The 15,227-nt window shown below is 65.5% G+C and carries 14 protein-coding genes; 6 read left to right on the forward strand and 8 right to left on the reverse strand.

The window, feature by feature from the left end; translation table 11 throughout:
• The first annotated feature begins 1 nt into the window (after position 1).
• Together ABIA90_RS11675 and ABIA90_RS11680 are read left to right on the forward strand one after the other, a co-directional pair.
• On the forward strand, positions 2-259 hold the full coding sequence (locus ABIA90_RS11675) for a DUF7662 domain-containing protein (RefSeq protein WP_028148420.1): 258 nt from the start codon (positions 2-4) through the stop codon (positions 257-259).
• 11 nt (positions 260-270) lie between these two features.
• Entirely contained in the window at positions 271-519 is a 249-nt protein-coding gene (locus ABIA90_RS11680) for a hypothetical protein (RefSeq protein ID WP_354119996.1), read from the forward strand.
• 548 nt (positions 520-1,067) lie between these two features.
• On the opposite strand, the gene ABIA90_RS11685 is transcribed toward ABIA90_RS11680, so the two are convergent.
• From ABIA90_RS11685 to metG, 3 genes are all read right to left on the reverse strand, one after another.
• Complete coding sequence (locus ABIA90_RS11685) at positions 1,068-3,944, reverse strand: EAL domain-containing protein (RefSeq protein WP_071916666.1); 2,877 nt, start codon at positions 3,942-3,944, stop codon at positions 1,068-1,070.
• 154 nt (positions 3,945-4,098) lie between these two features.
• Positions 4,099-5,097, reverse strand: a complete 999-nt coding sequence (locus ABIA90_RS11690) for an NAD(P)H-quinone oxidoreductase (RefSeq protein WP_028148422.1) — start codon at positions 5,095-5,097, stop codon at positions 4,099-4,101.
• Between the two features lie 67 nt (positions 5,098-5,164).
• The gene (gene metG / locus ABIA90_RS11695) at positions 5,165-6,844 is read right to left on the reverse strand and encodes a methionine--tRNA ligase (RefSeq protein WP_354119997.1); all 1,680 of its coding nucleotides are present in this window, start codon (positions 6,842-6,844) and stop codon (positions 5,165-5,167) included.
• Positions 6,845-7,119: 275 nt separating this feature from the next.
• Here metG and ABIA90_RS11700 point away from each other — a divergent pair, with 275 nt between their 5' ends.
• Complete coding sequence (locus ABIA90_RS11700) at positions 7,120-7,311, forward strand: DUF1192 domain-containing protein (protein ID WP_085401848.1); 192 nt, start codon at positions 7,120-7,122, stop codon at positions 7,309-7,311.
• Positions 7,312-7,737: 426 nt separating this feature from the next.
• Here the strand turns inward: ABIA90_RS11700 and ABIA90_RS11705 are convergent, their stop codons facing one another.
• Entirely contained in the window at positions 7,738-7,887 is a 150-nt protein-coding gene (locus tag ABIA90_RS11705; RefSeq protein WP_354119998.1) for a hypothetical protein, read from the reverse strand.
• Positions 7,888-7,938: 51 nt separating this feature from the next.
• On the opposite strand from ABIA90_RS11705, the gene rcdA reads away from it, so the two are divergent.
• Positions 7,939-8,448: a protease adaptor protein RcdA gene (gene rcdA / locus ABIA90_RS11710; RefSeq protein WP_028148425.1), complete on the forward strand. Its 510-nt coding sequence runs from the start codon at positions 7,939-7,941 to the stop codon at positions 8,446-8,448.
• A gap of 194 nt (positions 8,449-8,642) precedes the next feature.
• Here the strand turns inward: rcdA and rpmE are convergent, their stop codons facing one another.
• Positions 8,643-8,870 (reverse strand): 50S ribosomal protein L31, encoded by a 228-nt coding sequence (rpmE, locus tag ABIA90_RS11715; protein ID WP_007599895.1) that lies wholly within the window; start codon positions 8,868-8,870, stop codon positions 8,643-8,645.
• 200 nt (positions 8,871-9,070) lie between these two features.
• Here rpmE and ABIA90_RS11720 point away from each other — a divergent pair, with 200 nt between their 5' ends.
• The gene (locus ABIA90_RS11720; RefSeq protein ID WP_354119999.1) at positions 9,071-10,915 is read left to right on the forward strand and encodes an ABC transporter ATP-binding protein/permease; all 1,845 of its coding nucleotides are present in this window, start codon (positions 9,071-9,073) and stop codon (positions 10,913-10,915) included.
• A gap of 158 nt (positions 10,916-11,073) precedes the next feature.
• Here the strand turns inward: ABIA90_RS11720 and ABIA90_RS11725 are convergent, their stop codons facing one another.
• From ABIA90_RS11725 to ABIA90_RS11735, 3 genes are all read right to left on the reverse strand, one after another.
• On the reverse strand, positions 11,074-11,520 hold the full coding sequence (locus ABIA90_RS11725) for a GNAT family N-acetyltransferase (protein WP_354120000.1): 447 nt from the start codon (positions 11,518-11,520) through the stop codon (positions 11,074-11,076).
• Entirely contained in the window at positions 11,520-12,548 is a 1,029-nt protein-coding gene (locus ABIA90_RS11730; RefSeq protein WP_354120001.1) for a peptidoglycan -binding protein, read from the reverse strand. Before ABIA90_RS11730 ends, ABIA90_RS11725 begins: the two co-directional genes overlap by 1 nt.
• Positions 12,549-12,703: 155 nt before the next feature.
• Positions 12,704-13,729 carry a flagellar motor protein MotA gene (locus ABIA90_RS11735; protein ID WP_354120002.1) on the reverse strand — a complete coding sequence of 342 codons (1,026 nt, stop codon included), beginning with the start codon at positions 13,727-13,729 and terminating at the stop codon, positions 12,704-12,706.
• A gap of 383 nt (positions 13,730-14,112) precedes the next feature.
• Here ABIA90_RS11735 and ABIA90_RS11740 point away from each other — a divergent pair, with 383 nt between their 5' ends.
• Entirely contained in the window at positions 14,113-15,138 is a 1,026-nt protein-coding gene (locus ABIA90_RS11740) for an SAM-dependent methyltransferase (RefSeq protein WP_354120003.1), read from the forward strand.
• The last annotated feature ends 89 nt before the right edge of the window (positions 15,139-15,227 follow it).

Consider the following 15,227-nt stretch of genomic DNA (forward strand, 5'->3'; position numbering starts at 1 on the left):
TGTGAACGATTACGACGCGCTGCGGGATTACCTGATGCGGCAGAAGCAAACGGAATTCGTGCTGAGTTTCGAGCAGATCGAGGAGATCATCGGCTCGGCCCTGCCGCGGGCGGCGAATCGCGCCTCATGGTGGGACAGCCTCCGCAGCCCCGACATCCAGATGCCCCAGCGCGAAGCCTGCCTCGCCGCGGGGTTCGTCGCGACGCGGATGCCGGACGGCCAGAGCGTGCGGTTCACCAAGAAGAAGCAGCGCAGGTGAGCTGACGCTGCATGATTCTGCGCTGGCTAAGGGGGATTTTTGGCGCAGCCCTGATTGCAACAGGCGTGCTGTTCGCGTTCGCCTTCGAGGCCCGCTACTGGCGCTGGCGCGACTGCTTCAACGAGCTCGGCCGCTGCTACGACCCTGTAACGCAGGATGTTTATCTCGAACAGGCGGGAATGGTCTGGGGCGGTCTTGCCGCGATCTCGCTGGTGGTGGGGTTTTGTTTGGTCGCGGGGCTACGACGCAAGCCAGGGTAGGTCAGCTGGACGCGGTGCGCCGCAAGCGCGAGACGGGGGGCGTTAGCCCAAGTGTAGAACCACGGCCTTCATTGGCGATTATGGGGCCAGCGTTCGTCATGGGCTCGTATCAGGCATCTGGTCGTCTGCCGGTCGCAGACGCGCACGCATGTGTTCTGGCGCCCTCGAACGTCACCGGCCCCGCCGGTGTAGTCGGCACATGTGCCGAGGCAATTTGCGCCTCGATCCTCGCATCGTGCGGCTGTCACTGCTTCGGCCGATGAGGCGAGGAACACTCCGGTGCCGATGAGGGCGATCGCGTAGAAAAGGTGCCGAGTCATCCGTGACTCCTGAGAAAGACGCGTGGTCTGCTCATTCTGAGAACGACAGCTGCGAGCCCAGTGACCTCGATGACGAAGCCGTTCTGGATCGAATGCTGCGTGCCATCTTTCATGGTGGTCGAGCTGGGCCCATTGATCTGGATCAAGCCCGGCATCAGCGCGCCGGTGCGGCACCCCGCTCGCTTTGCGAGCGACCCTGTCCGGGAGGAGAGCGGAAGAAGATAAGCGCTAGCTCGCCGCTTCCAGCCGCACTTCCGTGAGCAGACGCATCGCCGCGTCCGCGTCCATGGGCTCGCCGAAGGCGAAGCCCTGCGCGTATTCGCAGCCCATCTGGTAGAGCTCGACCGCGTCGGAATCGGTCTCGGCGCCTTCCGCGACCACGTCCATGCCGAGGTCATGCGCGAGCGCGATGATCGACTTCAGGATCACCGGACGGGTGCCGCGGTTGGTGGTGCGCACGAAGGACTGGTCGATCTTGATGGTGTCGAACGGGAAGCGCTGGAGATAGGCCAGCGAGGAATGGCCGGTGCCGAAATCGTCGAGCGACAGCCCGGTGCCGAGCTCGCGGATCCGCGTCAGCATCTGGGCTGCGTGCTCCGGGTTCTCCATCACCAGCGATTCCGTCAGTTCCAGCTTCAGCGTGCCGCGCGCCACCGAGGAGCGCGACAGCACGGTGCGGATGTCGTGGATCAGGTCGTGGCGCAAGAGCTGCCGCGAGGAGACGTTGACGGAGGCGAAGATCGGCTCGCGCGAGCGCATCGCGCGTTGCCACACCGAAAGCTGCTTTGCGGTCTGGTCGAGCACGAACATGCCGAGGTCGACGATCAGGCCGGTCTCTTCCGCGATGCTGATGAATTCCGACGGCGCCATGCGTCCGAGCTTCGGATGATCCCAGCGCACCAGCGCCTCGAAGCCGGCGATCGAACGATCCTCCAGCCGCACGATCGGCTGGTACAGGATCGTGAGCTCCTGCCGCTCGATGGCGCGGCGCAGCTCGCTCTCCAGCGTCAGGCGGTCGGTCTTTCGCGCGCGCATAGCAGGCTTGTAGACGTCGATGCGGTCGCCGCCGATGCGCTTGGAATGATACATCGCAAGCTCGGCGTCCTTGATGATCTCGTCCGTCAACTGGGTCTGCGGATCGGACAGCGCGAGCCCGATCGAGGCGGTGAGAAAAATCTCGCGGTCGTTGAAGGCGATCGGGGCGCGGATGGTCTTGCGGATGGTCTCGGCGAAGGCGGTGATGCGGGCAGGGTCCTGCTCCGAGAGCAGGATCAGGCCGAACTGGTCGCCGGCAAGCCGCGCCAGCGTGTCCTGCGGCTTCAGGATGCGGGTGAGGCGGCGGGCCAGCGTCAGCAGGATCGAGTCGCCGACCGCGATGCCGACGGAATCGTTGACCTGCTTGAAGCGGTCGAGGTCGATCACCATCAGCGTCGGCCGCAGCGTCGGCATGGTCTTGGCGAAATGCGCGACCGCGCCGAGCCGGTCCATGAACAGTTTCCGGTTGGGCAGGCCGGTGAGGTTGTCATGCACGGAATCGTGCAGCAGGCGCTCCTCGGCGTTGCGCAGTTCGGTGACGTCGGTGAGCGTGCCGACCACGCGCGAGACCTCGCCGTCGGAGCCGACCACCGGACGCGCCTTCAGCGCGAACCACATGAAATGACCGTCCGGCGTGCGCAGCCGGAAATCCTGCACCAGGCGGCCGCGGCGCTGGTCGAGCACGCTGTCGAGCGCGGCGCGGAACCGGTCCTGGTCGAGCGGATGCAGCACCTCGAGCCACGACGCCGCGGGGCCTTCCAGCGTGCCGCGCTTGAGGCCGAGCAGGGCTTCGGTCTCGGGGCTGGTGAACACCTTGTCGGCGGAGACGTCCCAGTCCCAGATCAGATCGCCGGAACCGGCCAGTGCCAGCGCGCGCCGCTCGATGTCGGAGACGACGCCGGTAGTGGCGCTGCCGCCGGCAAAGGCGTGCTGCATCACCGTAAAGCCGATCAGCATCACGATCAGCACGAGGCCGCCGAGCAGAGCCGGGCCGACGATGTCGTTGGTGACGGAGCCCGCGACCGTCATGCCGGCCGCGACCACCCAGACCACCAGCAGGAACCAGGTCGGGATCAGCAGCACCGCGCGGTCGAAGCCGTGGGTGGAGAGGTAGACGATCAGCGCGAAGCCCGCGAAGGCGATCAGCACCAGCGACATGCGGGCGATGCCGGAAGCCACCGCCGGGTCGAACAAGGCGAGCGCCACCAGCGAACCCAGGAAGGCAAGCCAGAGCACCGTAATGTGCGAATAGCGCACGTGCCATCGACTGAGATTGAGATAGGCGAACAGGAACACCAGCAGCGTCGCCGCCAATATCGCTTCACCCGCCGCGCGCCAGATGCGCTCGGCGTTGTTCGACATATCGAGCACCTTGCCCCAGAAGCCGAAATCGACGCCGATATAGACCAGCACCGCCCAGGCCAGCGCCGCGGCGGCCGGGAACATGATGCTGCCCTTCACCACGAACAGAATGGTGAGCACGAGCGCCAAAAGCCCGGAGATGCCGATCACGATGCCCTGGTAGAGCGTGAAGGAATTGACCTTGTCCTTGTAGGACTCGGGCTCCCACAGATAGAGCTGCGGCAGCTTGTCGGTGCGCAGTTCCGCGACAAAGGTGACGACGGCGCCGGGATCGAGCGTGATGCGGAACACGTCGGCCGTCGCGCTCTCCTGGCGCTCCGGGCGGTCGCCGATCGAGGGCGTGATGGTCGCGATGCGCGACAGCCCGAGGTCGGGCCACAGCAGGCCCGACGAGACGATGCGGTAATGCGGGGCGACGATCAGGCGGTCGAGCTGGTCGTCGGTGTTGTTGGCGAGCGCGAACACCACCCAGTTCTGGCCGCCCTCGCGGGCGCGCACCTCGATGCGGCGGACGATGCCGTCGGTGCCGGGTGCGGTGGAGACCTGGATGCGATCGGCGTCACTGCGCTGATGCTCGAGCACGCCGGTGAGGTCGATCGCGGGCGCGTCGCCGCGGACGCTGACGGCATCCAGCGCGCGCGCCTGGGATGCGGCGACGAGAATCATGAGGCCCAGCGCTATGGGCGCGAGGCACCTGATCAGACGCAAGGTCGGTTCTCCGCGTTCGACGCAAACTCTTCAGTGCAAGATGGTCAGTGCAAGGCGTTTTCCGAACGGAACAAGATGGTTCGGCGCGTCGCGATAGATGCCACGAAAGCGAGGAAAATCAAAGGGTTTCCGCCTTGCCTGATGGGCCGTTGGCCTAGACCTCCAACACAATTTTGCCAATATGTGCCGAGGTCTCCATGCGCCGGTGCGCATCGGATGCCTTTTCCAGCGGGAAACTGCTGTCCATCAGCGGCTTGACGCGGCCTTCGCGCAACAGCGGCATCACTTTCGCCTCGATTGCGGCCACCATGGCCGCCTTGTCCGCATTACTACGGGGGCGCAGGGTCGAGCCGGTATGGGTCAGGCGCTTCACCATCACCTTGGCGATGTTGACGCTGACCTTGGGGCCGTTGAGGGTTGCGATCTGCACGATGCGGCCGTCGACCGCGGCGGCATCATAGTTGCGGTCGACATACTCGCCGGCCACCATGTCGAGGATCAGATTGACGCCGGCCTTGTTGGTCTCTTCCTTGACCACGGCGACGAAATCCTCGGTCTTGTAGTTGATGGCGCGGTCGGCCCCGAGCTTGAGGCAGGCATCGATCTTGTCCTGCGATCCCACGGTGACGAACACTTTCGCGCCGAAGGCTTTCGCAAGCTGGATCGCCATGGTGCCGATACCGGAGGAGCCGCCATGGATCAGCAGCGTCTCGCCGGCCTTCAGGCCGCCGCGCTCGAACACGTTGTGCCAGACCGTCATCAGGGTTTCCGGCAGCGCGCCGGCTTCCTTGATCGACAGCGCCGGCGGCACGCTCATCGCCTGGGCGTCCTGCGCGATGCAGTACTGCGCATAGCCGCCACCGGCGACCAGCGACATCACCTTGTCGCCGATCTTGTGCCGCTTGGCGTTGCTGCCGACCGCCACCACCTCGCCGGCGATCTCGAGCCCCGGCAGGTCGCTGGCGCCGGGCGGCGGCGGATAGGCGCCGGAGCGCTGCGCCACGTCGGGCCGGTTGACGCCCGCGGCCTGCACCTTGACCAGGATCTCGTCGGGACCGGGCTGCGGAACTGCACGTTGTTCCGGCACCAGCACCTCCGGTCCACCGGGCTTGGAGATGGCGACCACGGTCATTTGCGCGGGCAGCTTGTCCATGATGTGTCCTTGGATGAATGAATTCGGCGGATGGCATATCGCCTTTTTCCGCCGAAGTGAAACGACATTAAGGCCCGAACCGCGCCGCCAGCTGGCTTGCTCTTTCGGGAGAGATTTTTTCGACCAGTGGACCGATCGGCGCGATCGCTGTGCCGGCGCCGCCGTCGAGCAGGTCTGCGATTGGGCCACCGGGCCAGCGTGGCGCGGCATCGTCGCCACCGAGGGCGTGCAGCACATTTTCCGACAGGCTGGGTACGATACTCCACGCCAGCACGGCGCAGGTGCGGACCAGATTGAGGCCTGTTCGCGTCACGATCGCCGCGCGAAGCCGATCGGACTTGATGGCTGTCCACGGCGCGGCATGCTGCAGGTAAGCGTTCGCCACATCCCAGATCGCGCGCGTCGCGGCGGCCGCGGCACGAAACTCGAGCGCCTCGTGATGGCGTCGCAGCGTCGCGATACGCTGCTCCAGTTCCCGTGCGAGCAGGTGCTCGGCCTCGTCAGGAGCGCCGCCTTCCGGAATCCGGCCGTCGAAGGCCCGATGGGCGAAGCTGACAATGCGATTGACGAGGTTGCCGAAGATGTCGGCGAGATCCTTGTTCACGTCGGCGACGAACCTGGCAACGTTGAAATCGGTGTCGGCGCTTTCGGGCGCGTTGGCGATCAGCCACCAGCGCCAGAGATCGGCGGGCAGTTCCTCCAGGGCCTGGTCGGTAAAGATGCCCCGATTGCGGCTGGTCGAGAACTTGCCGCCCTCGTAATTGAGCCAGTGGAATCCCTTGATCACGTCCACGCTCTTCCAGGGCTCGTTCGAGCCGATCAGCGTCGCCGGGAAGCTCACGGTGTGGAATGGGATGTTGTCCTTGCCGAGGAACTGGACGTAGCGGACGTCGTCGGCCTGCCACCACCATTTTCGCCAGTCGCGGCCCGGTGCGGCGGCGGCCCATTCCTGGGTGGCGGCGATGTAACCGATCGGCGCGTCGAACCAGACATAGAAGACCTTGTCGGCGAATCCCTGTCGCGGAACCGGGATGCCCCAGGCCAGATCGCGCGTGATACAGCGATCGCGCAGATCGGCTGTCAGCCAGCCTTTCGCGGTCGACACCACGAAGGATGGCCAGCCGGAGCGGCTGTCGATCCACGCGCTCAACGCTCCGACAAGCTGCGACTGGCGCAGGAACAGATGGCGGCTTTCTCGGACCTCCAGCGCCCGGTCGCCCGACAGCGCAGACCGCGGGTCGATCAGTTCGGGCGGATCGAGCAGCGCGCCACACTGGTCACATTGATCACCGCGCGCGGACGGGTCGCCGCAATGCGGGCAGGTGCCGAGCACGTAGCGGTCCGGCAGGAAGCGGCCGTCCGTGGGTGACCAGACCTGCGGCAACTTACGTTCCTCGATCAATCCGGCATCGTCGAGCCTGCGATAGAAGTGCTGCGTCAGAGCGCTGTTCTGTGGCGAGCTGGTTCGCCCGAAATGGTCGAAGGAGAGGCCGAACCGGCGGTAGATGTCGGCCTGGATTGCGTGCTGCGCGTCGCAGAAAGTGCGGACATCCTGTCCGGCGCGAACGGCGCCGAGCTCAGCCGGCGTGCCGTGCTCGTCGGTGGCGCAGATGAAGAGCACGTCGTCGCCGATCTGCCGCCTGAAGCGGGCATGGACATCGGCAGGGAGGAGCGAGCCTATGAGATTGCCGAGATGCTTGACGCCGTTCACGTAGGGAAGGGCGCTGGTGATGAGAATTTTGGTCATGACTGCGGTCTTTCGCGTTTGGTGATGCCGACCGACGAAAAGTCAAAAGCCCTCCCGCATGATCGGAAGGGCTTGGGGTCGGCTCATGCCTCACGCGCGTGGACGCGCGCTTATCCCGTCCGGTCAACCTCCTTGCGGTCGGGCCGGGGCATTCGCGTCAGGTGTTGCGCGCTCGCGAAAGTCACTGCAAATTCTCCTTGTGCAGAAGCGGTACCATTTCGGCTCGGAAAGCGCCAGATCGGCGTCGTTCAGGACAGGACTGCCCGGGAGGACACATGGCCATCGAGGACGACGACAAGCCGCGCAAGAAGGTCAGCCATGAAATCGGACAGGATCTCTCACTCCTGTCGGTAGAGGAACTGACCGAGCGCGTGGCGCTGCTCAACACCGAGATCGCAAGGCTCGAGGAAGCCGCCACCAAGAAGCGCGCCTCGCGCAATGCGGCGGATAGTTTTTTCAAGAAGTAGGGCCCAGCGCTCACCTCTCGTGTCCCGGACGCGGTGCAGCGCGTAGCGCTGCTCGGCAGAGCCGGGACCCATGCTTCGCGCAAAACTATCTCGCGTCGTCATTCCGGGGCGGCGCGCAGCGACGAGCCCGGAATCCATAACCACAGGCAGTTGAAACGGGCAGGCTGAGCCGGGCCACCGCATCCGCCTGTGGCTATGGATTCTCAGATGCGCAATTGCGCATCAAAGCTCGCGACTTCGTCGCGCCCCGGAATGACGAGTGGAGAGTTTGTTCCGCCGCGCACTCGGCCAGTGACCGACATGGCTAACGAACTCTCAAAAAATTAGCTCGTTTACTTCCAATTAAGCTTTCGGGTTTATGACTGGAACTGTCCTCGTTTGGACACCGAGTGGCTCCTGTCCACTCTGTTTGACGCCTCCCTGTTATCAACTTTCAAAGCCGCCGGTCTCCGGCGGCTCTTTTTTTGCCATTTTTGGGTCTCGTTCCGGTTGAATTCCGAGGAAAGACGCGCGGAAACCATATCCGCGCTTGTCGCTGGACTCCGCGTCCCGCCCGCGCAATGATTTGTTCATCATAAGCCGGCGCCAAAGCCGGACAGTCAGACAGTTGCGTAAGGGGCGTTAACCATGGAACGTTTGCAAGCCGAAGGTGCTCTCGTTCAACTCAGCGAGCGGTTCACCAATTCTGCGGCGTTCGGCGTCCTGTTCCGTGAGGGCATGGACCTGGTGGAAGAGACGGCCGCCTATCTCGATGGCGCCGGCCGCACCGAGGCCAAGGCGCTCGATCGCGCCGTCAGCCTCACCTATGCGACCGAGAGCATGCGCCTGACCACCCGCCTGATGCAGCTTGCCTCATGGCTGCTGCTGCACCGCGCGGTGAAGGAAGGCGAGATGACGCTGAGCCAGGCCAATCGCGAGAAGACCAAGGTCAAGCTCAGCGCCGCCGATCCCGGCCCGTCCGATACCGTCGAGAAGCTGCCCTCGCAGCTGCAGGATCTGATCCATCGCTCGATGAGCCTTCAGACCCGCGTGCGCCGCCTCGACACCACCATCCACACCCCGCCGGTCGAATACGTGGCGATCGGCAACCCGCTGGTGCCGCAGCTCAACGCGCTGAAGGCCGCGTTCGAGCGGTAAGCACACAGGTGGCGTAGTCACAGGTCTCGTAGGGTGGGCAAAGGCGCAAAGCGCCGTGCCCACCATTTTGCTTTCTGGATCGTAGAAGGAATGGTGGGCACGCTTCGCTTTGCCCACCCTACTGGTCGCGCCACAAACAAAAACGCCCCCGGTCTGACCGGGGGCGTTTTTCGTGTCCAGCCTTGCGGGCGGGATCAATCCTTTTTGAGAAAGCCCGAAAACTTCTTCTGGAAGCGCGAGACGCGGCCGCCGCGATCCATCAGCTGGGCGTTGCCGCCGGTCCAGGCCGGGTGCGACTTCGGGTCGATGTCGAGGTTCAGCGTGTCGCCTTCCTTGCCCCAGGTGGAGCGGGTCAGGTACTCGGTTCCGTCGGTCATCACGACCTTAATCGTATGATAATTCGGATGAATTTCGGCTTTCATGGCAATTCCTCGGCGCCCGGCGCCTGTCTTGAGTGGCTATCGAATGACGGATTTGGCGGGGTCTATACCCCACAGGCCCCTTTAAAACAAGCCATTGTGGGCAAAGGAGAACCGGGCCGTCCCCTAAGGGACATCCCGGATTTGCCACTCCCCCCGCAGCGGCCTATGTGGAGCTAATATGTCTCCTTGGGTCCGATCTCATGAGCGCTGTGGAACGGCTTGACGACCAGTACCGCGACGAGCGCGCCGGGCCTGAGGCCCCGTCGATCGAAGCCGAGTTGATCGAGACGCCGGCGAAGAGCCGCGCCAAGCTGCGGCCGTTGCTGGCACTCGCGCCCTATGTGGCCCGCTATCGCGGCCGCGCGGCGCTCGCCTTCGTCGCGCTCACGGTCGCGGCGCTGACCACGCTACTGGTGCCCATCGCTGTGAGGCGGATGATCGATTTCGGCCTGACGCCGGAAGGCATCGCGCTGATCAACAGCTACTTCTCGGTGATGATCGCGGTGGTCGCCGTGCTCGCGCTTGCCAGCGCCTCGCGATACTACCTCGTGATGACGATCGGCGAGCGCATCGTCGCCGACCTCCGGCGCGACGTCTTCGCCCATCTGCTCTCGCTCTCGCCGGCCTTCTTCGATTCCGCGCGCAGCGGTGAGCTGGTGTCGCGGCTTACGGCCGACACCACCCAGATCAAGTCCGCGGTCGGCGCCTCCGTCTCGATCGCGCTGCGCAATCTCATGATGTTCTTCGGTGCGGCGGCGATGATGGTGATCACCAGCCCGCGCCTCTCCGGCTTCGTGCTGCTCGCCATTCCCCTGATCGTGCTGCCGCTGGTCGCGTTCGGGCGCTGGGTGCGGCGTCTGTCGCGCAACGCGCAGGACACGCTCGCCGAAGCCTCCGCCTATGCGGGCGAGCTGGTCGGCGCCATCCGCACTGTGCAGGCCTATACCAGCGAAGGGCTCGCCGAGAAGCGTTTTGGCGGCGAGGTCGAGCAGGCCTATGAAGCCGCGCGCACCTCCACGCAGGCCCGCGCCGTGCTCACCGCCATCATCATCTTCATCGTGTTCGCAAGCGTGGTTGCGATCCTCTGGATCGGCTCGCATGACGTCCTGATCGGTACGATCTCGCCGGGTCGGCTCGGCCAGTTCGTGCTCTACGCGGCCTTCGCCGCGGCCGGCCTCGGCCAGCTCAGCGAGGTCTGGGGCGAGGTCTCGGCCGCCTCCGGCGCCGCCGAGCGCCTGTTCGAGATCCTGCATGTGCAGCCCGAGATCACCGCGCCGGCGTCACCGCGCACGCTGCCGGTGCCGGCGCGCGGCGAGGTCGGCTTCGACCAGGTCAGCTTCGCTTATCCGGCGCGGCCTCACGTCAATGTGCTCGATGCCGTGTCGTTCACCGTGCGCCCCGGCGAGAAGGTCGCGATCGTCGGCCCCTCAGGCGCCGGCAAGAGCACCATCTTTCATCTCCTGCTGCGCTTCTACGATCCGCGGGGCGGCGCGATCTCCCTCGACGGCGTGCCGGTCAAATCCGCGGACCCGCGCGATTTCCGCTTGCGCATCGCACTGGTGCCGCAGGAATCCAACGTGTTTGCCGCGAGCGCCCGCGAGAACATCCGCTTCGGCCGGCCCGATGCGACCGATGCCGAGGTCGAGCGCGCCGCCGAGCTCGCGCATGCCGCCGAGTTCATCCGCCGCCTGCCCGAAAGTTTCGAGACCCCGCTCGGCGAGCGCGGCGTCACGCTCTCCGGCGGCCAGCGCCAGCGCATCGCCATCGCGCGCGCCATCCTGCGCGATGCGCCGCTCTTGCTGCTCGATGAAGCCACCTCCGCGCTCGATGCCGAAAGCGAGACGCTGGTCCAGACCGCACTCGAAGAGCTGATGCGCCACCGCACCACGCTAGTGATCGCCCATCGTCTCGCCACCGTGCTGTCCTGCGACCGCATCCTGGTGATGGACCAGGGCAAGATCGTCGAGCAGGGCACGCATGCCGAGCTCGTCGCCAAGAACGGACTCTATGCGAGGCTGGCGAGGCTGCAGTTCGAGGGCGCGTGAGGCGTCCCGCCTGCTGCCTCATTCACGGTGTCATCGCCCGCGAAAGCGGGCGATCCAGTATTCCAGAGACAGCGCGAGGATACGGAGAGGCCGCGGCGTACTGGATGCCCCGGTCAAGCCGGGGCATGACAGCGGAGGGGGGGCGGCAGCAAACCTCGTCACGCCCGCCATGCCATCTTCAGCACCGGCCGTCCCGAGGTCGGGTTCAGATCCTCGCCGGCTTGGGCAAAGCCGTTGCGCTCGTAGAAGCGGATGGCGCGGGCATTGTCCTTGTTGACGAGCAGCGTGACGCCCGACGGTGACAGGCGCTTGGCCTCATCCACCAGCAGCCGCGCCGCATCCGAGCCCCAGTGCGCGGGATCGACCACGAGCTGGTCGAGATAGCCTTCGCCGTCGATGGTGACGAAGCCGGTCAGCACGCCGTCCGCTTCCGCGACCACGATCGAGGCTTTCGGCACCAGATCCTTGCGCCAGCGCTCGCGCCACCAGTCCAGCCGCGCGGCGAAATCGATCTGCGGATAGGCCTGCTGCCAGGTGCGATGCCAGAGGTCGATCGCGGCGGCTTCGTCCTCGGGGCGATAGGGGCGGAGGTGGAGCGCGCTCACTACCGCTCCGTCAGCTTCAGCTCGATGCGGCGGTTGCGCTTGTAGGCCTCTTCCGTGTTGGCGGCGTCGAGCGGCTGGAATTCGCCGAAGCCGGCGGCGACCAGGCGCTGGGCCGGCACGCCGAGCGAGATCAGATATTGCACCACCGAGATCGAGCGCGCGGCGGACAGGTCCCAGTTGGACTTGAAATTCGCGCCGCTGACCGGGCGTATGTCGGTGTGGCCGTCGACGCGCAGCACCCAAGGGATTTCGCTCGGGATCTTCTTGTCGAGATCGATCAGCGCGGTCGCCAATGTGTCGAGCTCGGCGCGGCCCTCGGGCAGCAAGGTCGCCTGGCCGGTGTCGAAGAACACTTCGGACTGGAACACGAAGCGGTCGCCGACGATGCGGATGTCAGGGCGGTTGCCGAGGATGGTGCGCAGGCGGCCGAAGAACTCCGAGCGATAACGCGACAATTCCTGCACCCGCTGCGCCAAGGCAACATTCAGGCGAGACCCGAGATCGGCGATGCGGTTCTGCGATTCCTTGTCGCGCTTCTCGCTGGCGTCGAGCGCCTCTTCCAGCGCCGCCAGTTGCCGCCGCAGCGCGCTGATCTGCTGGTTCAGCACCTCGATCTGCGCCAGCGCCCGCGCCGACACCGCCTTCTCCGAGTCCAGCGCCTTGCCGAGCTCGGTGGTCTTGCCCTGGGCGTCGTTGCCGGCGGCGGCGAGGCCGTCATAGAGCCCCTTGATGCGATCGCGCTCGGTCTCGGCCGAGGCGAGGCCCGCCTTCAATTGCGAGACCTGGTCGTCCAGCGTGAGCTTGCCGAGCTTCTCCAGGGACAGGAGCTCGTTGAGCTGGGCGATCTTGGCGTTGAGCTGCTCCAGCGCCTTGTCCTTGCCGGTGACCTCCTGCGACAGGAAGAACTGCACGACCAGGAACACCGACAGCAGGAACACGATCGACAGCACCAGCGTCGACAGCGCGTCGACGAATCCGGGCCAGTAGTTGAAGCCGGCTTCGCTGCGGCGGCCGCGGGCTAGAGCCATGTCTTACGTCTCCACTTTCGTGTCCCGGACGCGCTGCGGCGTGCAACGCTGCTGCGCAGAGCCGGGACCCATTCCTTCATTCCTCTGGGCCCCGGCTCAGCGATGCACCACTTCGTGCTGCATCGCGTCCGGGGCACGAAACCTTCGTCGTGTCCTCAACCCTTCTCGGGCTGGCGCGCGATGCGCTCCAGCAGGCGGCGGATCTCGCGGTTCTGCTCGCCCTGGCCGTCGGCCCATTCGCGGATCATCTGCTGCTCGGTCCGCATGTGCGAGACCAGCGCCTGGATGGCTTCGGCAAGGCTCGCCATTGCCGCCGTGGTGCCGCGGCTGGCGCTGCCTTCCTCGAGCACGGAGCGTAAGCGCTCGACGGCGGCCTGGAGCTCGCCGCTGGCAACGCCGCCGCCGCCGCCACCGGCTGCGACCGCAACCTCGCCGTGGCCATATTCGCGCACGGTGGTGGCGAGCCAGTCTTCGAGGTCGGTATAGAAGCGGTTCTGGGCCTGGCTCGATTGCAGATCGAGGAAGCCGAGGATCAGCGAGCCGGCGAGGCCGAACAGCGAGCTCGAGAACGAGATGCCCATGCCGCCGAGCGGGGCGGCGAGGCCCTCCTTCAGCGTGTCGAACAGGGCGCCGGAATCGCCTCCGACCTTGAGCCCGTCGATCACCTTGCCGACCGAGCCGACCGTCTCGATCAGGCCCCAGAAGGTGCCGAGCAGGCCGAGGAAGACCAGCAGGCCGGTCATGTAGCGGGAGATGTCCCGGGCCTCGTCCAGGCGGGTCGCGATCGAATCGAGCAGGTGCCGCATGGTGGTCTGGGTGATCGTCATCCGCCCGGTACGCTCGCCGCCGAGGATCATGGCCATCGGCGCCAGTAGTTTCGGGTGCCGGGACGGCGCCAGGCCGGGATCGGCGATGCGGAAATTGTTGACCCAGGAGACTTCGGGGTAGAGCCGGATCACCTGGCGGAAGGCCAGGATGATGCCGATGAACAGCACGCCGCCGATCAGGGCATTGAGGCCGGGATTGGCGAAGAAGGCCAGGATGATCTGCTTGTAGAGCACCACGCCGACCAGGGTGCACAGCACCAGAAAGACCAGCATCCGCACCAGGAAAACGCTGGGTGAGGATAGCTTGGTATATTCGATATCAATGGGGGAGCGGGGCGAGGCGCCTGGCGGCATGGCCGGTATCATCCGTTACGAACTTGCTTGCGGGGCGCACTATGGCACAGCGGCAGCCCAAAAAAAGCGCCGGATGTGCCGATTTCGTGGAGAGCTCTCGGAACCCAAAGCTGAAACCGCGCTTTGATAGAGGCGCAATTTGCAAAACTTCGGCATTCCGCAGGCTTAGGTCGGATTTTTTGCATGGTGACGAATCCTGGGGAGTGGCCGTCATCGCGCTCTTGCTCGCGGTCTGGATGGCGCTCGCCCGGGTGGCGCGGCAGCATCTGCGGCGCCGTCGATCCTGCCTGGACCTCAGAGCCCGCCGGGCGGGTGGCAACGCCCGAACCTGCCCGTTCCTTCCGCCCGCCGCCACAACGAGACCTGATCAACGGAGTGATCGCATGAGCGTCGTTTCCGCGATCTTCGGGACTGCCGAACGCGTGCCGCTGCCGGACGTCGTGATCCGCGCCGCGATCCAGCGCCTGTGCTCGCGCACGGCGACGCGCATGTCCGCGCTGGGCGCGGCCGACGATGCCGCCTTCGCCGGGCGGATGATCCTGCGGCCGATCGCCGGGGACGCGGATGCCGTCAATGCCGGGCATGACGAGGTGCCCGCGGCCTTCTTTGCGGAGGTGCTCGGCCCCAACCGCAACTACTCGTCCTGCTTCTACAAGTCCGACGCGAGCACGCTGCAGGAGGCGGAGGAGGAGGCGCTGCGCCAGACCGTCGAGCACGCCGGTCTCGCCGACGGCCAGGCCATCCTCGAGCTCGGCTGCGGCTGGGGCTCGCTGTCGCTGTGGATGGCGCGGCGGTTCCCGCACGCGAAGGTGACGGCGGTGTCGAACTCGCAGGCCCAGCGCGCCTATGTCGAGGAGCAGGCGCGGCTGCGCGGGCTGTTGAACCTGCGCGTGGTCGCCGCGGACATGAACGTGTTCGCGCCCGATGGGCAATTCGACCGCATCGTCTCGGTCGAGATGTTCGAGCAGATGATGAACTGGCGCAAGCTGATGACGCGCGTGCGGTCCTGGCTCGCGCCTGACGGGCGCTTCTTCATGCACATCGTCACCCATCGTTCCGGCTCTCATCTGTTCGACCGCGCCAATCGCGAGGATTGGATCGCGCAGCATGTCTTCATGGATGGATTGATGCCGAGCCATCACCTCGTCAGGCAATTCGGCGACGTCTTCAGGATCGAGAAGGAATGGTGCTGGAGCGGTACGCATTATCAGCGCACCGCGAACGACTGGCTCGCCAATTTCGATGCGCATCGCGACACGATCGAAGCGTCTCTGCGCAGCGTCCACGGCGAGGAGACCGCTTTGTGGATGCGGCGCTGGCGCTGGTTCTTCCTCGCGACATCAGGGCTGTTCGGCTACGCCGATGGCAGCGAATGGGGTGTCAGCCACTACCGGATGAAGGCGGGTTAGGGCGCGTACACGTCAATTTCGCGCCGAAGATCAGGGAAGGGTATGAGGTTCGCGGCGCCCCTGATAGGCGCGATAGCGGACCTCGCCAG

Origin of the sequence: Bradyrhizobium sp. LA6.8 (assembly GCF_040547935.1) — a bacterium.
Taxonomy (GTDB): Bacteria; Pseudomonadota; Alphaproteobacteria; order Rhizobiales; family Xanthobacteraceae; genus Bradyrhizobium; species Bradyrhizobium barranii.